Origin of the sequence: Chitinolyticbacter albus, from assembly GCF_024437655.1 — a bacterium.
Classification (GTDB): Bacteria; Pseudomonadota; Gammaproteobacteria; order Burkholderiales; family Chitinibacteraceae; genus Chitinolyticbacter; species Chitinolyticbacter albus.
In genome coordinates, this window is record NZ_JANBVF010000006.1 from 23,716 (window position 1) to 44,114 (window position 20,399).

The 20,399-nt window shown below is 65.7% G+C and carries 21 protein-coding genes; 9 read left to right on the forward strand and 12 right to left on the reverse strand.

The features are described from left to right. The 4 genes from NLI84_RS04650 to NLI84_RS04665 are packed head-to-tail and all read left to right on the forward strand — an operon-like array spanning nt 1 to nt 1,886. A complete protein-coding gene (locus tag NLI84_RS04650) occupies nt 1–597 on the forward strand; it encodes an RNA polymerase sigma factor (RefSeq protein ID WP_255988510.1) in 597 nt (198 codons plus the stop codon). Further along, entirely contained in the window at nt 590–946 is a 357-nt protein-coding gene (locus NLI84_RS04655) for a DUF3619 family protein (protein WP_255988511.1), read from the forward strand. Before NLI84_RS04650 ends, NLI84_RS04655 begins: the two co-directional genes overlap by 8 nt. After that, entirely contained in the window at nt 925–1,314 is a 390-nt protein-coding gene (locus NLI84_RS04660) for a DUF3106 domain-containing protein (protein ID WP_255988512.1), read from the forward strand. Before NLI84_RS04655 ends, NLI84_RS04660 begins: the two co-directional genes overlap by 22 nt. After that, nucleotides 1,311–1,886, forward strand: coding sequence for an RDD family protein (locus NLI84_RS04665; RefSeq protein ID WP_255988513.1), 576 nt, complete (start codon nt 1,311–1,313; stop codon nt 1,884–1,886). The genes NLI84_RS04660 and NLI84_RS04665 overlap by 4 nt, the downstream gene beginning before the upstream one ends. Here the strand turns inward: NLI84_RS04665 and lnt are convergent. From lnt to NLI84_RS04695, 6 genes are read right to left on the reverse strand one after another with little or no spacing between them, the layout of a single operon-like run. Continuing rightward, complete coding sequence (gene lnt, locus NLI84_RS04670) at nt 1,791–3,287, reverse strand: apolipoprotein N-acyltransferase (RefSeq protein WP_255988515.1); 1,497 nt, start codon at nt 3,285–3,287, stop codon at nt 1,791–1,793. The genes NLI84_RS04665 and lnt overlap by 96 nt on opposite strands. Beyond that, nucleotides 3,284–4,129: a CorC family transporter gene (locus NLI84_RS04675; RefSeq protein ID WP_255988517.1), complete on the reverse strand. Its 846-nt coding sequence runs from the start codon at nt 4,127–4,129 to the stop codon at nt 3,284–3,286. The genes lnt and NLI84_RS04675 overlap by 4 nt, the downstream gene beginning before the upstream one ends. A gap of 9 nt (nt 4,130–4,138) precedes the next feature. Next, on the reverse strand, nt 4,139–4,612 hold the full coding sequence (gene ybeY / locus NLI84_RS04680) for an rRNA maturation RNase YbeY (RefSeq protein WP_255988518.1): 474 nt from the start codon (nt 4,610–4,612) through the stop codon (nt 4,139–4,141). Then, the gene (locus NLI84_RS04685) at nt 4,609–5,490 is read right to left on the reverse strand and encodes a hypothetical protein (RefSeq protein ID WP_255988520.1); all 882 of its coding nucleotides are present in this window, start codon (nt 5,488–5,490) and stop codon (nt 4,609–4,611) included. The genes ybeY and NLI84_RS04685 overlap by 4 nt, the downstream gene beginning before the upstream one ends. Continuing rightward, nucleotides 5,487–6,503, reverse strand: coding sequence for a PhoH family protein (locus NLI84_RS04690; protein WP_373316898.1), 1,017 nt, complete (start codon nt 6,501–6,503; stop codon nt 5,487–5,489). Before NLI84_RS04690 ends, NLI84_RS04685 begins: the two co-directional genes overlap by 4 nt. Nucleotides 6,504–6,529: 26 nt before the next feature. Then, nucleotides 6,530–7,723: a hypothetical protein gene (locus NLI84_RS04695; RefSeq protein WP_255988523.1), complete on the reverse strand. Its 1,194-nt coding sequence runs from the start codon at nt 7,721–7,723 to the stop codon at nt 6,530–6,532. Between the two features lie 157 nt (nt 7,724–7,880). Between NLI84_RS04695 and NLI84_RS04700 the strand changes: the two genes are divergently transcribed. Beyond that, nucleotides 7,881–9,113, forward strand: coding sequence for a phosphoglycerate kinase (locus NLI84_RS04700; protein WP_255988525.1), 1,233 nt, complete (start codon nt 7,881–7,883; stop codon nt 9,111–9,113). A 94-nt stretch (nt 9,114–9,207) separates the two neighbouring features. Continuing rightward, the gene (locus tag NLI84_RS04705; protein WP_255988527.1) at nt 9,208–10,857 is read left to right on the forward strand and encodes a SulP family inorganic anion transporter; all 1,650 of its coding nucleotides are present in this window, start codon (nt 9,208–9,210) and stop codon (nt 10,855–10,857) included. Nucleotides 10,858–10,878: 21 nt separating this feature from the next. Here NLI84_RS04705 and NLI84_RS04710 read toward each other — a convergent pair whose 3' ends face one another. The 6 genes from NLI84_RS04710 to NLI84_RS04735 form a co-directional block, all read right to left on the reverse strand. Beyond that, a complete protein-coding gene (locus NLI84_RS04710; protein ID WP_255988529.1) occupies nt 10,879–12,171 on the reverse strand; it encodes a glycoside hydrolase family 3 N-terminal domain-containing protein in 1,293 nt (430 codons plus the stop codon). Between the two features lie 5 nt (nt 12,172–12,176). Then, nucleotides 12,177–12,815: a UPF0149 family protein gene (locus NLI84_RS04715; protein ID WP_255988531.1), complete on the reverse strand. Its 639-nt coding sequence runs from the start codon at nt 12,813–12,815 to the stop codon at nt 12,177–12,179. An 8-nt stretch (nt 12,816–12,823) separates the two neighbouring features. Beyond that, nucleotides 12,824–14,176 (reverse strand): tRNA (N6-isopentenyl adenosine(37)-C2)-methylthiotransferase MiaB, encoded by a 1,353-nt coding sequence (gene miaB, locus NLI84_RS04720; RefSeq protein WP_255988532.1) that lies wholly within the window; start codon nt 14,174–14,176, stop codon nt 12,824–12,826. A gap of 9 nt (nt 14,177–14,185) precedes the next feature. Beyond that, nucleotides 14,186–14,557, reverse strand: coding sequence for a hypothetical protein (locus NLI84_RS04725; RefSeq protein WP_255988534.1), 372 nt, complete (start codon nt 14,555–14,557; stop codon nt 14,186–14,188). Between the two features lie 75 nt (nt 14,558–14,632). Further along, on the reverse strand, nt 14,633–14,902 hold the full coding sequence (locus tag NLI84_RS04730) for a GlsB/YeaQ/YmgE family stress response membrane protein (RefSeq protein WP_255988536.1): 270 nt from the start codon (nt 14,900–14,902) through the stop codon (nt 14,633–14,635). Nucleotides 14,903–14,969: 67 nt separating this feature from the next. After that, nucleotides 14,970–15,992, reverse strand: coding sequence for a threonine aldolase family protein (locus NLI84_RS04735; protein ID WP_255988537.1), 1,023 nt, complete (start codon nt 15,990–15,992; stop codon nt 14,970–14,972). Between the two features lie 238 nt (nt 15,993–16,230). Between NLI84_RS04735 and NLI84_RS04740 the strand changes: the two genes are divergently transcribed. The 3 genes from NLI84_RS04740 to NLI84_RS04750 all read left to right on the forward strand — a co-directional run bounded on the left by NLI84_RS04740 (nt 16,231) and on the right by NLI84_RS04750 (nt 20,396). Next, entirely contained in the window at nt 16,231–17,574 is a 1,344-nt protein-coding gene (locus NLI84_RS04740) for an adenosylmethionine--8-amino-7-oxononanoate transaminase (protein WP_255988538.1), read from the forward strand. Beyond that, nucleotides 17,513–19,096, forward strand: coding sequence for a cyclic-di-GMP receptor FimW-related protein (locus tag NLI84_RS04745; RefSeq protein WP_255988539.1), 1,584 nt, complete (start codon nt 17,513–17,515; stop codon nt 19,094–19,096). The genes NLI84_RS04740 and NLI84_RS04745 overlap by 62 nt, the downstream gene beginning before the upstream one ends. An 85-nt stretch (nt 19,097–19,181) precedes the next feature. Continuing rightward, complete coding sequence (locus tag NLI84_RS04750; RefSeq protein WP_255988540.1) at nt 19,182–20,396, forward strand: MFS transporter; 1,215 nt, start codon at nt 19,182–19,184, stop codon at nt 20,394–20,396. Nucleotides 20,397–20,399 lie beyond the last annotated feature (3 nt).

Consider the following 20,399-nt stretch of genomic DNA (forward strand, 5'->3'; position numbering starts at 1 on the left):
ATGCCAGCTCCGCAATCCGCGCTTTCCCAGTTTCTCGCCTCGGTCGAGCGCCGTGCCTACAAGCACGCCGCCTATGCCGTGCGCGATGACGAGGCGGCGCTCGACATCGTGCAGGACGCGATGATGCGGCTGGCCGAGCGCTACGCTGACAAGCCCGAGGCCGAATGGCCGATGCTGTTCCATCGCATCCTGCAGAACGCGATCCGCGATCATATGCGGCGGCAGAAGGTACGCAACTGGTGGGTGACGTTGTTTTCGTCGTTCCGTAAGGACGACGACGAGGATGGCGGCGATCCGCTCGATTGGCTGCCGGAACAGCCGCAGGCGGCCAACCCGGAGGACGAACGCATCCAGGCGCAGACCATGGCGCTGATCGAAGCCGGTATCGCCCGTTTGCCGGCGCGTCAACGCGAAGCCTTCCTGCTGCGTTACTGGGAGGAATTCGATACGGCCGAGACGGCCCGTATCATGGCTTGCTCGGAGGGCAGCGTGAAAACACATTGCTCGCGCGCAACAGCGGCAATGGCGGACTGGATGCGCCAGCACGGTATACACTGGGAATCCGGCAGGGTTTCAATGGGAGGCGAACATGACTAAGCAGATGCACGACGATGCGGTGGTTGCGCACGTACGCGCCGCGCTCGATCGCGCGCCGGTCAGCCCCGCCGTGGCCCAGAGACTGGCACAGGCGCGCCAGCGCGCGCTGGCCGGGGGTGCGGAACCGCTCTCGCTCAGTCACTGGCTGTCGCGCCAGTTCGGTTCACACCCGGCCGCCTGGAGCGCCGGCTTGGCGTTCAGTCTGGCCATCGCGCTGGGCGGCGTCTGGCAATGGCAGCAGGTCCGCGCCGTGGATCCCAATGTCGACCTGCAACTGCTGGCCGACGAGGTTCCGCTCGACATGTACGTGAGCAACGATTTCGATAAATGGACTTCCGTCACCAACTGATCACCCTGCTGCTGGCCACCGCGTCAGCGCTCGCCTGCGCCCAGGACTGGAACAACCTCAGTCCCGGCGCGCGCACGGTATTGGCACCGCTATCGCGACAATGGGACACGCTGAGCCCGGACGAGCAGCAGCACCTTACGCACATGGCCGAGCGCTACCCGCAATTGCCGCCCGAGAAGCAGGCGCGCGTGCGCGAGCGCATAGGCCGCTGGGCCGAGCTATCGCCGTCCGAGCGTGCCCGGGCGCGCGAAAACTACCAGCGTTTCAAGGAAATGCCGCCGGAGCAGCGCCGCGATGCAATCGAGCGCTATCGCCGCGAGCATGACGACGAGCGCAAGCCGCACAAGAAACACAAGGACAGGGAATGACCGAAGGCAAGGCCGCCGGCTGGTGGCGACGGTTTTTCGCGTGGTGGTATGAGCTGTTGCTGCTGATTCCGGTGTTGCTGCTGGCCGCCATCCCGCCGGTGGCGGTACAGGCCGCGCTCCAGGCCATCTGGGGTGGCAAGGTCGACGGTATGATCGATACGCCGCTGGCGCATGCACTCAACTTCGCCTGGTTTCTCCTTGCTGCGTTCGGCTACTTCACGTGGTGCTGGCACCATGGCGGCCAGACGCTGGCGATGAAGACCTGGCGACTGCGTCTGGTCGACGCGCGCGGCCGTACACCCGGTGCACCGCAGATGATGGGCCGTTTCGCCCTGGCCACCGCGTGTTATCTACCGCTGATTCCGTTATGGATCGTCGCGCGGCGCGATCCGCAGTGGATTCCGTATGCCTGGCTCGCGCTGGCCTGGTTCATCGCGCCGTTTTTCTGGGCCATCGTCGATCGCGACAAGCAGCTGCTACACGACCGTTTCGCGGGAACGCGTTTGGTGCTGGCGCCAGCCAAGGCCCAGCAGCAAGCCGCCGCAGGCCAGCAGGAAAGCCCCGTCGCCTAGGTGGGCATACGGCGTCATGCCGGTGAAGTTACGGGCCTGTCCTTCGAGCAGGCCCTTTTTCATGGGGCCGAGCCGCGCGGCGATGTGCCCCTTCTCATCGATGATGGCGGTGAGCGCGGTATTGGTCGCGCGCAACATGTAGCGCCCGGTTTCCAGCGCGCGCGCCTGGCTCATCTGGGCCTGCTGGTCCGCCGCCCACGAGCCGTCGAACCACGCAAGATTGCTGAAATTGGCGAGCAGCGTGGCATCGGGCAACGCGCGGATGATCTCGCGGCCGTAGACGTCCTCGTAGCAGATGTTGGCCGCAAGCCGCGTCTGGCCCAGCGTGAATGGTCGCTGTTTGGCGGCGCCGGGGGTGAAACCCGACAGCGGCATGTTGAGGAAGTCGTACATCCAGCCGAACAACGCCGGCACCGGAACGAATTCGCCAAATGGCACCAGGTGATGCTTGCTGTAGGCCGGTTGCTTCATGTCGGTCAGCGCCAACACGCTGTTGTAGTACTCGTTGGGCCGACGGCCCAAGAGCGGCACCCCCAGCACCAGATGACGTCGCCCCACGGCGCGGCGCAGCTCGGCCAGATACCAGTCGGGCACGTCGGAGAGGAAGGCGGGAATGGCGGTTTCCGGCAGGATGACGATCTCGCCGCGCGCTTCGCGCGTCAGCCACAGATAGGTGCGCAGATTGTCGACAAAATGTGCCTGATCCCACTTCAGGTCCTGCCGGATATTGCCCTGGCCCAGCGAGACCGTGACCGGCTTGCCCTGCGGCGTGGTCCACGCCACCTGCTGCAGCCCCATGCCGAGCAGCCAGACCGTGGCCACGGCGGCCCAGCGCCGTGGAATCCGCCAGCCGTCAGCCAGCCAGGCCACGCACAGCGCCAGCACCAGCCCGACGCCGTAGGCGCCGACCACCGGCGCATAGCCCGCCAGCGGGGTGTACGGCAGCTGCGAGATGCCCACGTTGGCCCAGGGGAAACCGGTGAACAGCCAGCCGCGCAGATACTCGGTGGCGACGAACAGCGTCGGCACCAAAAGCGGCAGGCGCAAGCGCGCGGGCGACGGCAGGCGCTGCGCCAGCCAGCCGGCCAATGCCGGAAACAGCGCCAGATAGAGCGCGAACAGCACGGTGCAGCCGGCCGCCATCCATGCCGGCATGCCACCGAAGGTATGCAGACTGATGTAAATCCAATGCATATTGGCAATGAAATAACCCAGCCCCCACGACAAGCCGCGCCATGCCGCCGCGCCGGGCGTGGGCGCGCTCGCCAGTGCGATGAACAGTACCGCCAGCGACAGCCACATCAGCGGCGCCCAGTAGAGGGGTGCAAACGAAAGCACGCTGGCCGCCCCACAGGCGGCCAGCATGGCATGGCGAATCACGGGGTGTTGCAGCAGCTTCATTCGCTCTCCATCAGCACGGCTTGCGGCAGGCGCTCGAGCAGCACTGTCTGAACGCGCTGCCGGTCAACGCGGATCACCCGCAGCCGCCAACCCTCTACCACCACGCTCTCGCCGCGGCGCGGCACGTAGCCGAAACGGTCGATCACCAGCCCGGCCAGGGTACGGAAATCGCCCCGCTCGAAGCTGGTGCCCAGCACGCCGTTGAGCTCGTCGAGCTCGACACCACCCTGCACCCGCCAGCGATCGTGGCCACTTTGCACGATCAGCTGTTCGGTCACATCGTGCTCATCAGCGATATCGCCGACGATCTGCTCGATCACGTCCTCGATGGTGACCAGCCCCGCCACACTGCCATGCTCATCCACGACGATGGCCATATGGTTGCGCTGGTCGCGAAACGCCTTGAGCAATACGTTAAGCCGCTGCGACTCGGGAACGAACACCACGGGGCGCAGCATGGAACGCAGGTCCATGGCCTGGCGCTGCACCGCGTAGCGCAGCAGATCCTTGGCCAGCAGGATGCCGATCACGTCGTCGACGCTACCGTCGACGACCGGGAAGCGCGAATGCGACGTGGCAACCGCATGCGCGATCAGCTTGGCGTGCGAGGTGGCCAGATCGATCACGTCCATGCGCGAGCGCGGCACCATCACGTCGCGCACCTGCATGTCGCCGACGTTGAGCACGCCTTCGATCATCGCCAGCGCATCGGCATCGAGCAGATGGCGCTCGAAGGCCGAGTGCAGGATACCCACCAGCTCGCCACGGCTCTCTGGCTCGCGCAGCAGGAATTGGGTCAGGCGTTCAAGCCAGTTTTTCTGGGATGGGCTGTCGTCCATCATCGATTCGGGTCAAACCTTGTCATCACGGTACGGATCATCATAACCGAGGGTGGTGACGATTTGCGTTTCCAGCGCCTCCATCTCCTCGGCCTCGGCGTCTTCGAGGTGGTCGTAACCCTGCAAGTGCAGCACGCCATGCACCACCATATGGCAGTAGTGGGCGAGCAGCGACTTGCCCTGCTCCGCCGCCTCGCGCTCGACTACCGGTGCGCACAGCACCAGATCGCCCAAGAGCGGCAAGTCGGGGATGTCCGGCATGTCCTCGTCGAAGGTGAAGGTCAGCACATTGGTCGCGTAATCCTTACCACGATAGTCGCGATTGAGCTGCTGGCCTTCCTCGGCGTCGACAAAACGCACGGTGATCTCGGCGGTCTTCACTCCCGGCTGCAAGGCGGCCTCGGCCCAGGCCTTCAGCTCAGCCCTGCCGGGCAGGATGGCGGCGGTGCTGGCGATTTGCGGGCTCAGTTTCAGGCGTCGGCTCATGGTGTGGATTCTGTGGATACCGGTGAAGTGGAACGATCATCAAATACGCCGTCGAGCACGGACATGATAGACGCGACCTCCCAGGCCTTGCCGTTGATATCGAAATCGTCGCAGCCGAGCTCGCCCAGTCGTGACCGGGTCGCGTCGATTTCTGTAACAGCGCTCGCAAAAGGCCGACCACTGCGTGCCGACAACACGAACCGCTGTGCCCTTGCTTGCCAGCGCAGCGTATCGCGCCAGCGATGCGTGATGTGGCTGGGGCCCTCTTCGTTGGGCACGCGGCGCAGTTGATAGTCGATGACAATGTGCGGCGCGCGCGCCGGATACAGGTGCGGCGTCACATTCAGTTGGTAGTCGGCGTCGCCCAGCACCCATTGATGGGCGGATAACGTTTCCAGCAACAGCGGTCGGCACTGATCCTGCTGAGCACCCAGCAGCAGCCACAGGCGCTGATGTACGCCCGTGCCGCGCACGCCGGTGGTAGTCAGGCTCAGCAGCGGCGCGCGGTCGCGAAACAGGGAAAGCGGCCCGAGCCGATTGCTTTGATACCAGGAGCTGATCGACAGCTTGCGCTCATACGGCTTACCGGGGTTGAACCACAAGTGGAGCGCCTGTACGCCGTGGTAGGCGGACAGGCAGGGTTCGGTTGCGTAGCCGTCCAGGCGCAGCCGTTGGCACTCCTTGGCAGCCAGCGGGCGCGATAGCGCATCGTCGTGATCGTCGTAATCGTCGAGATCCGCCCTGAGCATCAGCGTTTGCGGCACCACCCGGGCTTCGCCGGGGTACGGCTGCTCGAGCGCAGCCAGTGAGAGCTGCGCCGCGAGCAGTGTAGCGATCAGCAGGCCGGCTCGATGGCAGCCGGCCTGGCCTGCCCTCATTCCTTGGGCCCGTCCTGACGGGCTGCGTCGCGCTCGGCCTTGCGTTGGGCCGCCTCGGCCTCGCGTTCCCTGCCCTTCTTCTCGTAGGCGTCGACGATCTTCTGCACCAGCGGGTGGCGAACCACGTCCTCGCTGGTGAAGTGGTGCAGCGCGATGCCGCGCACGCCGGCCAGCACATCCTGCGCGTCGGTCAGGCCCGATTTCTGGTTCTTGGGCAGATCGACCTGCGTCGGGTCGCCCGTGATCACCGCCTTGGAACCGAAGCCAATGCGGGTGAGGAACATCTTCATCTGTTCAGGCGTCGAGTTCTGCGATTCGTCGAGGATGACGAAGCTGTGGTTCAGCGTGCGGCCCCGCATGAACGCCAGCGGCGCGATCTCGATGATGCCCTTCTCGAACAATCGGGTGACCTTGTCAAAACCCATCAGATCGTAGAGCGCGTCGTACAACGGTCGCAGATAGGGATCGACCTTCTGCACCAAATCGCCCGGCAAGAAACCCAGTTTCTCGCCCGCCTCGACCGCCGGGCGCACCAGCACCAGCCGCTTCACCAGATCACGTTCGAGCGCATCGACCGCGCACGCTACCGCCAGATAGGTCTTGCCAGTGCCGGCCGGGCCGATGCCGAAAGTGATGTCGTGCTCCTGGATCGCCTTGATGTACTGCGTCTGGCGCGGGGTGCGGCCACGTAGATCGCTGCGCCGGGTGCGCAACTGCGGCGCATCGGGATCGATCTCTTCATCTACCGGGCCGCGCGTGATCTCGATGATGCCCAGCTGAATGTCGTCAAGCTCCAGGGGCTCGCTCGATTCGTTGTAGAAGTACTCCAGCACATCGAGCGCATGGCGCACCTGGCGCGCCTTGCCGGACACACGAAAGTGCGCGTCGCGCCGGGCGATGTTCACATCGAGCGCGTTCTCGATCTGCTTGAGATTCTCGTCGAGCGCGCCACACAGATTGGCCAGCCGCGTATTGTCGGCAGGCAGGAAGGAGATGGTGTCGGTATGCAAAATGAGGCCTGCAAACGGTGGAGCCTCGATTATTGCACGGCACGGCGGTCAATTCCGGCGCCGTTTGCGCGATCCAAGCGCTCCAGCACTGCCTGGCTGCGGCGTTGCAGCCGCTCCAGCTTCTGCTGATATCCGGCCCAATCCCCCGCGCCGGCACACACCATCAGCTCATTCGCCCAATCTGCCGTCCACCATTGCACCGGGCCATCGCAAGCGAGGTGATCGGCAGCGTCGTTCGGCGCGCGCATCAAGCCCAGCCGCGTCAGCTCTGCCGCCAGCTGCCTCTGATGCCGGTTGATGGTCTGGTTGGGGCGCAGCCAGATCGCGATGACCACCGACTCCGGCAGCGAACGCCACCCGTGTTCACGCAGGGCGTTGATCGGCGTGACCCGCTTGAGAATGTGCGCCGCAAAACGCAGCTCGCCGGGTGCGGCCTGCACCAGCCAAGCACTCACTTCGGCGCTGCCGGCCAGCGCATCGCGCCCGCGCTGATCGATGGATGCCGCCAGTGCCGGCCGCCACGACAGCATCTCGTCGAGCAGCCGCACGCCCCGCTCCAGATGACCATTCGCAACCATCAAGGTGATCAGGTCGCCTGGGTGTTCGGCTACACGCAACCAGAACAGCTGCTGCTCTGACCATCTGGACCAGGCGCTGCGCCAGTTGCCCGCCACTACGTCGGCAACGATCAGGGTGTCGTACAGCGCATGCGCCTGAAACGGAGGTGCATAGTTCAGTATGACGCGCGGGCTGCGGTTCAGGAACTGCGGCATGGCCAGCATCGCCTGATAGCGCGCCAGGCTTTGCGAGCGTTGCGCGCGCAAAGCGATCAGCTCGGGTTGCTGCAAATCAGCCAAGCACGACGGCGAATCGCGCTTACACACGTCGGGAAAGGTGCCGCCGGGCTTGCCCCGCTTGAGATCAGCCAGCACGGCAGCGTATTCATGGTCCGCCACTGGTCGCGGCTCGCGGTTCAGTGCGTCCAGCCGTGCCTGTACCAGCGCGGCGTGCGGCAGCGGCTGCGGCGCGCTCGAATCGAAAGCCAGCATCGCCAGATAAGCGTTGTCGGCATCGGCGACCACGCGGCGATCCGGCACGAGCCACGCCTGTGCCTCGGCGCTCAACGGCTCATCGAGCTGCCACCACAGCCACAAGCCCGCCAAGGCGAGCACCACCACTCCGATCAGACCCAGCACCAGCCAACGCAGCAGCCGCAACATCACTCAAGCACCCCAAGATCAACAGGACAACGCCGCAAGCAGGCCCACCCACCCTCGCGGCGCGCCATTCTGCCGCCCGAGTTTGATTTCGCGCTACTGCCGCTCCATGCTCAGGCAGTACAATTGCGGCATTCCCCATCCAATCGAATCTGGAGCCTCCATGACCAAGCTGTTCATCGAAGACCTGCAACTTGCAGGCAAGCGCGTGTTGATCCGCGTCGATTTCAACGTGCCGGTGAAGAATGGCGTGGTCGAGAGCGACAAGCGCATCCGTGCCGCGCTGCCCACCATCCAGTACGCGCTGGGCCAGGGCGCCTCGGTGGTGCTGATGAGCCACCTGGGCCGTCCCAACGGCGCGCGTGTCGAGAAGTACAGCCTGGCGCCGGTGGCCAAGCGCCTGGAAGCACTGCTGGGCAAGCCGGTCACCTTCCTGGGTGACTGTGTCGGCGCCGAAGTCGAAGCGGCCTGTGCGAAGCTCGCCTCTGGCCAGGTGGTGCTGCTGGAGAACGTACGCTTCCATATCGAGGAAGAAGGCAAGGTCAAGGATGCCGATGGCAACAGCGTGAAGGCCGATCCGGCCAAGGTCGAGGCGTTCCGCGCCAGCCTCTCAAAGCTGGGTGACGTGTTCGTCAACGATGCCTTTGGCACCGCGCACCGCGCGCATTCGTCCATGGTCGGCGTCAACCTGCCGCGCGCGTCGGGTTATCTCTTGAAGAAGGAGCTCGATTTCCTCGGCGAAGCAGTGAACAACCCGGTACGGCCGCTGGTGGCCATCATTGGGGGCTCCAAGATCTCCGGCAAGATCGACGTGATCGAGGCGTTGCTGCCCAAGGTCGACAAGCTGCTCATCGGCGGCGGCATGGCATTCACCTTCCTCAAGGCCAAGGGTTTCGAGATCGGCAAGTCGCTGTGCGAGAACGACAAGGTGGCGCTCGCCAGCGAGCTGATGGCCAAGGCCGGCGACAAGCTGGAATTGCCGATCGACACCATGGTCACCAAGCACCTCGATTTCGACGCCCGCACGCTCGACGGTCTCGTCGAAGTGCCATCCAGCGCCATTCCGGCCGACCAGGAAGGCGTAGACATCGGTAGCGCCAGCCGCGCGCGCTACGCCGAGATCATCAAGAACGCCAAGACCGTGCTCTGGAACGGCCCGATGGGCGTGTTCGAAATTGACGAGTCCGCCAAGGGCACTTACGCCGTCGCTCACGCGCTGGCCGAAGTCACCGCCAATGGTGCGATCACCGTCGTGGGCGGCGGCGATTCGGTTGCCGCCATCGAGAAGGCCGGGCTGGAAGAAAAGGTCAGCCATGTCTCCACCGGCGGCGGCGCCTCGCTGGAGTTCCTCGAAGGCAAGGCCCTGCCGGGTGTGGTGGCTTTGTCCGAGCGCTAAGCCATACTGGTCTGACGTGCCGACCCCGTCGCATACGCGGCGGGGTTTTTTCTTGCGGCCGGATTGATATCGTGTCCCGACAGGAGCCCCGCCGATGAGCACCACGCCCCGCACGACCGCCCCCGCGATACGACTGGATCTGGTTGCCGGCCTGATCGCGGCGACCGTGGTGCTGCCCAAGGCCATGGCCTATGCCACGGTCGCTGGCCTGCCGGTGGCCGCCGGTCTCTATACGGCGCTGGTCCCCTTGGTGATCTACGCCTTGCTGGGTTCGTCGCGCGTTTTGAGCGTCACCTCGACCACCACGCTCGCCATCCTGGTCGGCAGCGAGCTGGCGCTGCTCGTGCCCGACGGCAATCCCGAGCGCATGCTGGCCGCTGCGGCAACGCTGACGTTGCTGGTGGGGATCATGCTGGTGCTCGCCGCCGTGCTGCGGCTGGGCTTTATCGCCAACTTCATTTCGACACCCGTGCTCACCGGCTTCAAGACCGGCATCGGCCTCGTGATCGTGCTCGACCAGCTGCCCAAGCTCTTGGGTGTGCATATCCACAAGCAGGATTTCTTCCACGATGTGCAGGCACTGCTGCAGAGCGTGCCGCAGACCTCGCTGCTGACGCTGGCCGTCGCACTCGCCACGCTAGCATTGTTGCTGTTGATGGAAAAACTGTGGCCACACTCGCCGGCGCCGCTGGTTGCCGTGGCCGGCGGCATCGCCGCGACCGCCCTGCTCGACCTGCCCGCGCTCGGCGTCTCAGTCGTCGGTGCCATCCCGCAAGGCCTGCCCGCGCTGACGCTACCCGACCTCGATCTCGTGCGGCAGCTGATCCCGGGCGCGGTCGGGATCGCGCTGATGAGCTTCACCGAGTCGATCGCCGCCGCCCGCGCCTTCGCTCGCGACGGCGACCCCTACGTCAACCCCAACCGCGAGCTGGTCGCCACGGGCGCGGCCAACGCGGCGGGCGCGCTACTCGGCGCCATGCCGGCCGGTGGCGGCACCTCGCAAACCGCGGTGGTCCGCGCCGCCGGCGCGGTGTCGCAGCGCGCCAGCCTCGTCACCGCGGCGGTTGCGCTGGCGGTGATGCTGCTGCTCGCGCCGCTCCTGGCCAAGCTGCCCAACGCCACGCTCGCTGCCGTCGTCATCGTCTATTCGGTGGGATTGATCCAGCCTGGCGAATTCATGGCGATCCGCCGCATTCGCCGCATGGAATTTCGCTGGGCTCTGGTCGCCTGCCTGGGTGTGCTGCTGTTCGGCACGCTGCAGGGCATCGTCATCGCCATCATCGTGTCCTTGCTGGCGCTTGCGAGCCAGACCGCCAATCCGCGCGTATCGGTGTTGGGGCGCAAGCCGGGAACCGATATTTTGCGCCCCCGCTCGGACGAGCATCCCGAGGACGAATCTTTCGGCGACGTGCTGGTACTGCGGCCCGAAGGGCGCATCTTCTTCCTGAATGCGCAGAATCTGGCCGAGCAGTTGCGCGCGCAGGTGCAGGAACATCAGCCGCGCGTACTCATCCTCGATCTCAGCGCAGTGCAGGACGTCGAGTACTCGGCCTTGCAGATGCTGGTCGAGGCCGAGGGCAAACTCGCGGCGCAAGGCATTGTCTATTGCCTCGCGGGGCTCAATCCCGGCGTGCTCGACGCGGTACGCCACACCGAGCTGGCAGAGCGCCTCGGTCGCGATCGCCTGTTGTTCAACGCGCAGGCCGCCGTCGCCCAGTACGCCGGCCAGCCGGCGCAATCCTAGTCCTGGGACGCCAAGCGCGCCTCAGTGCACTGCAAACCGCGATTGCCAGTGCGCGATGCGCCGCTGGCTCGCGGCAAGGCGACCCGGCGGCAACTCGCCCCGCTCTGCCGCTTGCAGCAGGCGATCCATCACCGGGTAGTACAAGGCGGGATCCCAGGCGATCAGCAGCCAGTCAGTCCCGGCATTCAGCGATCGCACCGCCGCCTCCGCTAGCCCACCGGCTTGCTCGCGCGCGGCAGACATCGAGAGATCGTCGGTGATCAAGAGGCCCCGATAGCGCCACTCACCGCGCACCAGATCGCGGATCAAGCCGGGCGAGCTGGAAGCGGGATGGTCGGGATCGATGGCCGTTGCCGTGGCGTGGGAGAGCATCACCACGCCGGCCCCCTCGCTCATCAACTGCCGGAACGGCTTGAGATCCGTTTGCTGCAACGCGGCCAGTGGCGCGGTGATACGCGCCGATTGCGCGTGCGTATCCTCGAATACCCGCCCCAGTCCCGGCAGATGCTTGAGCGTGCAATCCACGCCAAAGCGCCGCAAGCCGGCGCAATAGCCACGGGCGCGCCTTGCCACCTCGTCCGGGCGCTCGCCGAGCGCCCGCAATCCGATACGCGAGTAGCGATCGTTGGGATTGCTGATGCCCCAGTCGAGGTCGATCACCGGAGAGAAATTGAGCTGGATGCCGAGTGCGGCAAGGCCCTGCCCCTGCACCGCGCCATAGGCTTCGGCCACTGCCTCGTCATCGGTGCGGCCTGCAAACAGCTGTCGCAACGGCGGTTGCTGCGGCAGTGGCGGCGCCATGCGGGACACGATGCCGCCTTCCTGGTCGGTAGCGACGACCAAGAGCGGCAGCTGCCGCGCCCGGCGCAAGGCCTGCCAGCGCGAGATCATGGCAGTGATCTGCGCCGCGTTCATGCGTTCGATATTGCGGCGCGTGACAAAGACGCCACCGATTGCACCGCGCTCCAGCAAAGGCAGCAGCGCGGCCTCGTCGGTGTAACCGACCATCAGGTGCGCGCCCAGCTGTCGTACGAGCGCCGGATCGGCCTCATCGATTTGCCATTGCCAGTAGCGCTGCATGCCGTGCCAGCCCACGAGCAGCAGCCCCGCGACGGTCAGCACGGACATCGTCAGCCAGCGCAAATGCCGCCAGCCGATGCTGGACCACCAGCCGCCGGCGGCCAGAGCCGCCAGGGCCGGCCAGATCCACGGGCCACGCCATGCAACGAAGAACGGTTCGTTCCAGCACCAGGCCAGCGCGAGCGCCCCGGTCGCACACAATGCGGCGGCGGCGAGGCGGGTGAATCCGGGCACGGCGCTCAGTGCTTCTGACGTCCCTGCCGCGGCGCCGGCGCCACCGGCTGGCTGGTATGCCACCAACTGCGAATCTCGGGAATGGCTTCGGGCAGGATGCTGGCGAGCTCATGCTCGAACTCGGCTAGATCCTCGCCTTCGGCGGCGATTTCCTCACGCGCTTCTTCGTCGGCACAATCGAAGATCGGCGCGAGCAGTTGCGCGCCATCCTCGTCGTCGAACATGGACTGCCATGCTTCCTGGACCAGCGACGTCCCGAGCGTGAAGCCGTAACACCACTGCTGCACGATGTCGCGGCCGGTTTCCTCGTCGACGTAGACCATGGGCGCGAACTCGGGCGGCTCGCTAGTCAGCTCATCGGCCAGCTGGTTGTAGAGCCGCAGCACCAGGTCTTCGATGCGCGTCTGCTGCGTGGTCGATTCGAACTTGGGCTTCTGCCCGGCTTCACCCCATACCTGCGGCAGCCAGGCATCGGGCAGCGGCTCTTGGGGCCCGACCAGGATGGCGGTGAGAAAGCCGTGCAGCATCGACAGATCCATGCACTCGTCCGACACCGCATCCGAGGTCAGGAATTCGGCCAGCTCGTCGAGTTCAGCCTCGGAGAGCGGTGCGACGGTGGTCTTGGCAAAGCCCTTGCTGGCCATGGGGTTCCTCAGTGGGTGACGGTTTCGCGGGTCAGGATCTCGCCGCGCAGGCTGTGCGGCAAGGCTTCGGTGACGATCACTTCGGCAAACTGGCCGATCAGCCGGGCGGGGCCGGCGAAATTGACAATGCGGTTGTTGTCGGTACGCCCGGCCAGCTCCTCGGCGTTCTTGCGCGCATGGCCTTCGATCAGCACGCGCTGCACGGTGCCGACCATCGAACGATTCACCTCGCTCGCGAGCTCGTCGATGCGCTTTTGCAAACGCATCAGCCGGGCCGATTTCACCGCGGCCGACACGTCGTCTTTCAGGTCGGCCGCCGGCGTGCCGGGGCGCTCGCTGTAGATGAAGCTGAAGCTGGCGTCGAACCGCACATCCTCGATCAACTTCATCGTGCGCTCGAAATCGTCGTCGCTCTCGCCGGGGAAACCGACGATGAAATCACTTGAGAGGCAGATGTCCGGCCGCGCATCACGCAGCTTGCGCACCAGGCTCTTGTACTCGAGCGAGGTGTAGCCACGCTTCATGTTGACGAGGGTGCGATCCGAGCCGCTTTGCACCGGCAGGTGCAGGTGCGACACCAGCTTGGGCAGCGTACGGTAGCAATCGACGATGCGCTGCGTCATCTCACGCGGATGGCTGGTGGTGTAGCGGATACGCTCGATTCCGGGCATTTCGTGCACGTATTCGAGCAGCATCGCGAAATCGGCGATGTCGTCGTCCTCGCCATCAAGGATGCGGCCGCGATAGGCGTTCACATTCTGACCCAGGAGCGTCACTTCCTTCACGCCCTGCTGCGCCAGGCCCGCGACTTCGGCCAGCACATCCTCGAACGGGCGGCTCACTTCCTGGCCGCGGGTGTAGGGCACGATGCAGAAGCTGCAGAACTTGGAGCAGCCTTCCATGATCGAGACGAAGGCAGTGGCGCCTTCGACGCGCGCGGGCGGCAGGTGGTCGAACTTCTCGATCTCCGGGAAGGAGATATCGACCTGGGCGGAACCGGTCGCACGCTTCCTGGCGATCAGCTCGGGTAATCGGTGCAACGTTTGCGGACCGAATACCACGTCCACGTAGGGCGCGCGCTTGACGATGGCATCACCCTCCTGCGAGGCGACGCAACCACCGACACCGATCACCAGGTTGGGGTTGGCCAGCTTGAGCTCGCGCACCCGGCCCAGGTCGGAGAACACCTTTTCCTGCGCCTTTTCACGCACGCTGCAGGTGTTGAACAGGATGACGTCGGCCTCGGCCGGATCATCGGTCTTGATCAGTCCTTCGGTCGCGTTCAACAGATCCACCATCTTGTCCGAGTCGTACTCGTTCATCTGGCAGCCGAAGGTCTTGATAAATACTTTCTTGCTCATGGCTAACGATCAATTGCTGGGAGTGGGCGTCGGGGTCGGCGCGGGCGTGGGGGTCGGCGTGGGCGTCGGCTTGGCCATGTGCTTGTACTGCTGGTATTCGGCCTCGGTGAGGATCCACATCCGCCACAGGAAACCGGTGCTGGTCTCGATCTGGTACCAGACATACGCCTTTTGCGGAATGGCAGCCGGCATCAGCAGGGTATTTTGCGTGCTAAGCACGCGCAGACCCGGCGCCAGCGTGTATTTCTTGTCGTCGATCTTGGCTTCGCGGGTAGCCGGGCTATAGACGGACAGCTCGCCATACGTGCCCTGTGGCGGCAGGATGCGCCCTGCCTGGGCAACGCTGGCAACAAGCATCAGGGAAAACAAGCACTTATACATTGGCCGGGCACCCCAGATTCAAACGCGCAATGGTAGCAACCCGGCCGCCGATTTGAAAGCCGAACCGAGTGCCGGCTATTTGAACACCTTGAGCAGCTTGAGGATGAAGATCAGCACCACGGCACCGAGCACACCGAAGACGAGACCGGCGATCGAAAATCCGCCGGCCGCGCTGGCGCCGCCAAAGCCGAGCACCGAACCGAACAACCAGGAACCCAGCGCCGAGCCGACGATGCCGACAATGATATTGGCGATCGCTCCCTGCTGGCTGTCGGTCCCCATGACCTTGCTGGCGATCCAGCCGATCAGCGCGCCGACGACGATCGCTACGAGAATATCTATCATTTCGTTGCCCTCCATGGAATTGGCATATTCAAGCTAGACGCCTGCGCGCCAGACCCCAAGGCCAATTTCAGCGATGCAGCGCTCCAGAGAGCACAGCGACCACCCGCTCGATGGCCGCATCATCGATCTGCCAGTGCGTCACCAGCCGCATCCAGCCGTGCTCGGGCGGATTGGCCTTGATGCCGGCCGCGGCCAGGGCCGCCATCAACGCCGCTTCGTCGATGACCTCGGTGAATCGAAACCACACCATATTGATTTGGACGCTCTCCGGGTCGAGCGCGATGCCGGGCAACGCGGCCAGGCGCGCCGCCAGCGCGCGGGCACGGGCGTGGTCCTCGCCGAGGCGCAGCCGCATCTCGTTAAGCGCGATCAGCCCCGGCGCGGCCAGCACCCCCACCTGGCGCAGGCCGCCGCCCAGCAGCTTGCGCCGTTTGCGCGAGCGCGCGATGAAGTCGGCCGGCCCGGCCAGCAACGAGCCCACCGGCGCCGCCAGCCCCTTGGACAGGCAGAACATCACCGTGTCGGTCTCGGCCGCAATCTCGGCGGCATCAACGCCGAGCGTCGTCGCCGCATTGAAGATCCGCGCACCATCCAGGTGCAGTGGCACGCCGTGTTCGCGTGCCACGGCAGCGGCATCGCGCATTGCCGCAAGCGGGATCACCCGGCCGTTGGAATGCGCGTTTTCCAGGCAGATCAGCCCGGTGCGCGGGATATGAATATCGTCGCCAACGCGGATACGCCGGCGGATGGCTTCGGCATCGAGCACACCCAGCCGGCCCTCCAGCGTGCGCAACTGCACCCCGCTGATCAGCCCGGCTGCGCCGACCTCGTGCTGGACGATGTGGCAATCGTCCCCCAGGATGACCTCGTCACCAGGCTGACAATGCGTTGCCAGCGCCAGTTGATTGCCGAAGGTGCCGGAGGGCACGAACAGCGCCGCCGCCTTGCCCAGCAGGCCCGCAGCCTGCTGCTCCAGCCGGGTCACCGTCGGATCATCGCCATAGCAGTCATCCCCCACGGCGGCATCCCGCATCGCCTGGCGCATCGCCGGCGTCGGCTGGGTCACGGTATCGCTGCGCAGATCGATCATGGTGCTTCTCCGATAAAGGCTGTCCATGCTGCGCCTGTGCTGCGGCGGCGACCATTCAGGATAACCCTGCAAGCCCAAGCTTTCTTTTCATCAGCAAACGGCTGACAAAGAACCGCCAAAATCGCCGTTCGGAGCCGACCAGTGTCGCCTAGTCGGCCATGGCAAGATGCGTCGCAATAGCGCAACATGACTTAACTTGGCAAAATCGTTGCCACTTCTCATGTCGTCAGACTAGCGCATGTCCAACGCCAACTTGCTCACCCGCAGCCTCGCTGCCGTGTGGCACCCATGTACCCAGATGAAGCGGCACGAAAGTCTGCCGCTGATTCCGCTTGCAAGCGGCGAGGGCGCCTGGCTGGTCGATATGGATGGCCAGCGCTATCTGGACGGCATTTCCAGCTGGTGGGTCAATCTGTTTGGCCACGGCGAGCCACGCATCAAGGCCGCGATCCGTGCCCAGCTCGACACGCTGGAACACGCGATGCTCGCCGGCTTCACCCACCGCCCGGTGGTGGAATTGTCCGAACGGCTCGCCGCGCTCACGGGCCTCGGCCATGCGTTCTATGCGTCTGACGGCGCCTCGGCGACCGAAATCGCGCTGAAGATGAGCGCGCACTACTGGCGCAACCGCGGCGAGCCCGGCAAGCACCGCTTCGTCCACCTTGCGGGCAGCTATCACGGTGAGACCGCCGGCGCACTTGCCGTCACCGACGTGCCGGTGTTCCGCCAAGCCTACGCACCACTGCTGCAGCCCGGCCTGACCGCACCCAGCCCGGATGCTCGCAACGCGCGGCCTGGCGAGAGCGCTGCCGATGTCGCCGAGCGCGCTGCGGCGGGGCTCGAAGCACTGTTCACCGCGCACGGCGATGAGATCGCCGCGCTGATCGTCGAGCCACTGGTGCAAGGTGCCTGCGGCATGGTGATGTACGACCCGGCCTATCTCACCCGCGCCCGCGCGCTGTGCGATCGCCATCGCGTGCACCTGATCGCCGACGAGATTGCTGTCGGTTTTGGTCGTACCGGCACCTTCCTCGCCTCTGAGCAGGCCGGCATCCGCCCCGATTTCGTCTGTCTGTCCAAGGGCATCACCGGCGGCTTCCTGCCGCTGGCGGCCGTCCTGAGCACCGACGAGGTCTACGCCGCCTTCTACGACGACGATGTGACGCGCGGCTTCCTGCACTCGCATTCCTACACCGGCAACCCGCTGGCCTGCGCCGCGGCGCTCGCCGTGCTCGATATCTTCGATAGCGACGACGTGATCAAGGCCAACCGCGCGCGCGCCGAGCGCTGGGACGCGCTATTCCGGCCGCTGGCCGACCATCCGCAAGTACGTCACTACCGCCATCGCGGCATGATCTGGGCCTTCGATGTCGCCGACGCGCCCACCGGTTTCGCTCAAGCCTACTTCGCCGCGGCACTGGCACAGGGCGTGTTGCTGCGCCCCATCGGCCATACCGTCTATCTGATGCCGCCCTATACGATGAACGACGACGAGGCGCGCCAGTTGGCCGGCGCCGCCCGTGTCGCACTGGACGCCGCGCTCGTCGCCGGCGCGAGAGGAAACGATGTTGCTGTCGCTTGAATTGCCACCCAAGGATCCCAAGCTCGCCGGCTTTGTCGAGATACGGCCGCGCGAGCTGCGCACCTGGCTCGCCGCGCTGCCCAACAATTCGCCACTCGAAGCCGGCCGGCAGATCCTCGATGCGATGACCAGCTGTAACCGGGTCGAGGTCGATGCCGAGGAACGGGTCAAGCTGCTGGACGAATACCAGACTGCGCTCGAACTCTTGGCCGCCGGTTTCGAGACGCTCTACCACGCCACCGGCTTTCCGCTGAAGGACAAGGCACGCCAGGCAGCCATCCTGGTGCGCGGACTGTGGCAGGAGCTCGCCACCGGTTACAAGATTGCGCTGATCGAGCGCCTGGAAAAGCGCTTCCTGTTCGGCGGCAACAAGCTGGCGCCGCAGCTGATCCACCAGATCCTCAGCCTGTACTACCGGCTGTACCAGGTCAGCAGCCAGGTCTCGATGGCCCTGCCCGACGGCATCTGGTTCGAAAGCCACCAGTTATTCCGCTACGCTGCGGAAAATCGCCATCTCGACGAAACGCGCGGGATCGACGATGGCCCGACCATCAGCGTGCTCTACAAGCGGCTGCTGCTGCTGTCACTGGCGGACCCGATGCGCTTCGCGCCGGCCGAACTGACGCGCGTGATCGATGCCGTCGACAACTACAGCCGACACGCCCATTTCCAGCCCGTGGCCGCGCAACAACCCAGCGCCGCCGGTTTCTTCCTGGTGCGGCTCGACGTGGACGAGCCGCCGCATTACATCGGCAGCCGCGCCGTCGAGAACTACCAGGGCATGGCCATGCTGCTCGACACCGTTGAGCTCGGCAAGAAGCTGCACCGCGCGCTGGCTGGGCTGGAGGCCAAGGCGCCGATGGCGGGAGACCGCGTCAAGCTGATGCTGTGGATGGAAACGATGCGCCGCCTGATCAAACAATGGAGCATCGCGCCCAAGCGCGTGTTCCAGCGGATGCACACCGACGCGCAGATCGAGTTGGCCCACGGCCTCAAGGCCGCCGCGCAAAGCCTGCTCACCAGCAATGGCGTCGACCTCGACCATCAAGCGCTTCACGCGGGGCTGGATGCGCTGCCGCAGATCACTACCTGGCGCATCCTGAACGAGAGCCCCGGCGGCTATGCCGTCTCCACGCGCGACGCGCCCACCGGCCGGCTGCACGCGGGCGACATCGTCGCGCTGCGCCAGCAAGGCAGCGCAGGCTGGTTGGTCGGCGCCATCCGCTGGTTGCAACAGTGCGAGGATGGCGCCCTGGAAATGGGGTTGCAGGTCTTGGCGGTGTGCGCCGAAGCCGCCCTAGTCCGCCCCCATGTCGCCAGCGACGCCCAGTTCGATACTGCCTTGGTGCTGCCGGCCATCGTCGCGCTGAACCAGCCCGCCCTGCTCGCGGCGAGCAAGGGGCACTATGCGCCGCTGCGCGAACTCATCCTGCTCACCCCCGAGGGAGAACGCGTAGTGCGGGCCACGCGCCTGGTCGAGCAGCAAATGAGCTTCGACCTGTTCGAATACGTCGCGGACTGATTACGGCGACGATTGCGCAAGATGTGGGAAGCGGCGCCATGACGGCGCCGTTACACTGTGGCTTCCCGCCGCGCTACGCTGATCCATGTCACGCCTGCCTTCCGCCTTCAACCGTCTTGCCGCCTCCAACCTTGCCGCGCAATGCGCGCAGCAGATCGGCCTTGCTGCCGCGCCACTGATCGCGGTGCTGGCGCTCGGCAGCGATGTCACCGGCACCGGCCTGTTGCAGCTGGCCCAGACGCTGCCTTTTCTGCTGCTCTCGATTCCACTGGGCGTCCTTGCGGACCGCACTTCGCGCCGCCGGCTGATGGCGGCGGGCGAGCTCGCGCGCGCGGCGTGCAACGTCGTCATCGTGCTGCTGGTGCTCAATGGCGGGTTGACGCTGTGGACCCTCGCCGTGCTGGCTTTCGTCGGCACTGCCGGCGCCGTCGCCTATAGCGTGGCCACACCCGCCCTGATTCCCGCCCTGGTCGCGCGCGAGGACCTGGCACGCGCCAACGGCCGCATCGAGCTGGTGCGCAGCCTGGCGCTCACCGGCGGCCCCGCACTCGCGGGCCTCTTGGTCGGCGCGACGAGCGCGGCGCCGGCCTACGCGCTGGCCGCAACGCTGTCGGTCTGCGCAGCCGGAGCGTTGTGGCGGCTGCCGGAAGCACCGCTGGCCAGCACGCATCGCAACTTCAGCCTGGAGCTGCGCGAAGGCGCGATCTTCGCCTTCACCCAGCCGTTGCTGCGCCCGCTCTTGATCACCTCGGTGATCTTCAACATCGGCTATTTCGCATTGCAGACCGTCTACGTGCCCTACGCCGCACGCGTGCTCGGCCTGTCGGCCAGTGGCATAGGCACGACGCTCGCCGCCTACGGCGCCGGCATGCTGCTGTCGGCACTGCTGCTGCCGGTATTCGGGCGCAGGTTGTCGCCGCGCGTGCAGCTGCTGGTCGGCCCGACGGGTGGCGTCGGCGCCGCGCTCGCCATCCTGGCGACGCTGGCCTGGCCGACCCCCTGGCTGGCTGGCGTGAGTTTCTTCTTCGTCGGCATCGGCTCGGTGCTGTGGACCATCGCCGGCACCACGCTGCGCCAGGCGGTGACGCCGCTGGCCATGCTGGGGCGGGTTTCGGCGATCAACACGATGGCCACCTACGGCGCCCGGCCGCTGGGTGCCGCACTGGCAACCGTCGTGGGTGCCGTCGGCGGGGAAATCGCCTGCCTCATCGTGGCCGGCGCCCTGCTGATCGCGCAGGCCATCTACCTTGCCGCGTCGCCCGTGGCACGGCTCAAGGCCTTGCCTGGCAGCGCCGGCTGAAGG

Excerpts from the sequence above, each read along its gene's own strand:
- NLI84_RS04750 (WP_255988540.1), top strand. The coding sequence starts at position 19,182 with ATGTCACGCCTGCCTTCCGCCTTCAACCGTCTTGCCGCCTCCAACCTT.
- NLI84_RS04715 (WP_255988531.1), bottom strand. The coding sequence starts at position 12,815 with ATGGCCAGCAAGGGCTTTGCCAAGACCACCGTCGCACCGCTCTCCGAG.
- NLI84_RS04660 (WP_255988512.1), top strand. The coding sequence starts at position 925 with ATGGACTTCCGTCACCAACTGATCACCCTGCTGCTGGCCACCGCGTCA.
- NLI84_RS04675 (WP_255988517.1), bottom strand. The coding sequence starts at position 4,129 with ATGATGGACGACAGCCCATCCCAGAAAAACTGGCTTGAACGCCTGACC.
- NLI84_RS04730 (WP_255988536.1), bottom strand. The coding sequence starts at position 14,902 with ATGATAGATATTCTCGTAGCGATCGTCGTCGGCGCGCTGATCGGCTGG.
- NLI84_RS04665 (WP_255988513.1), top strand. The coding sequence starts at position 1,311 with ATGACCGAAGGCAAGGCCGCCGGCTGGTGGCGACGGTTTTTCGCGTGG.
- NLI84_RS04650 (WP_255988510.1), top strand. The coding sequence starts at position 1 with ATGCCAGCTCCGCAATCCGCGCTTTCCCAGTTTCTCGCCTCGGTCGAG.
- NLI84_RS04655 (WP_255988511.1), top strand. The coding sequence starts at position 590 with ATGACTAAGCAGATGCACGACGATGCGGTGGTTGCGCACGTACGCGCC.
- NLI84_RS04685 (WP_255988520.1), bottom strand. The coding sequence starts at position 5,490 with ATGAGGGCAGGCCAGGCCGGCTGCCATCGAGCCGGCCTGCTGATCGCT.
- ybeY (WP_255988518.1), bottom strand. The coding sequence starts at position 4,612 with ATGAGCCGACGCCTGAAACTGAGCCCGCAAATCGCCAGCACCGCCGCC.
- NLI84_RS04700 (WP_255988525.1), top strand. The coding sequence starts at position 7,881 with ATGACCAAGCTGTTCATCGAAGACCTGCAACTTGCAGGCAAGCGCGTG.
- NLI84_RS04705 (WP_255988527.1), top strand. The coding sequence starts at position 9,208 with ATGAGCACCACGCCCCGCACGACCGCCCCCGCGATACGACTGGATCTG.
- lnt (WP_255988515.1), bottom strand. The coding sequence starts at position 3,287 with ATGAAGCTGCTGCAACACCCCGTGATTCGCCATGCCATGCTGGCCGCC.
- NLI84_RS04725 (WP_255988534.1), bottom strand. The coding sequence starts at position 14,557 with ATGTATAAGTGCTTGTTTTCCCTGATGCTTGTTGCCAGCGTTGCCCAG.
- miaB (WP_255988532.1), bottom strand. The coding sequence starts at position 14,176 with ATGAGCAAGAAAGTATTTATCAAGACCTTCGGCTGCCAGATGAACGAG.
- NLI84_RS04735 (WP_255988537.1), bottom strand. The coding sequence starts at position 15,992 with ATGATCGATCTGCGCAGCGATACCGTGACCCAGCCGACGCCGGCGATG.
- NLI84_RS04740 (WP_255988538.1), top strand. The coding sequence starts at position 16,231 with ATGTCCAACGCCAACTTGCTCACCCGCAGCCTCGCTGCCGTGTGGCAC.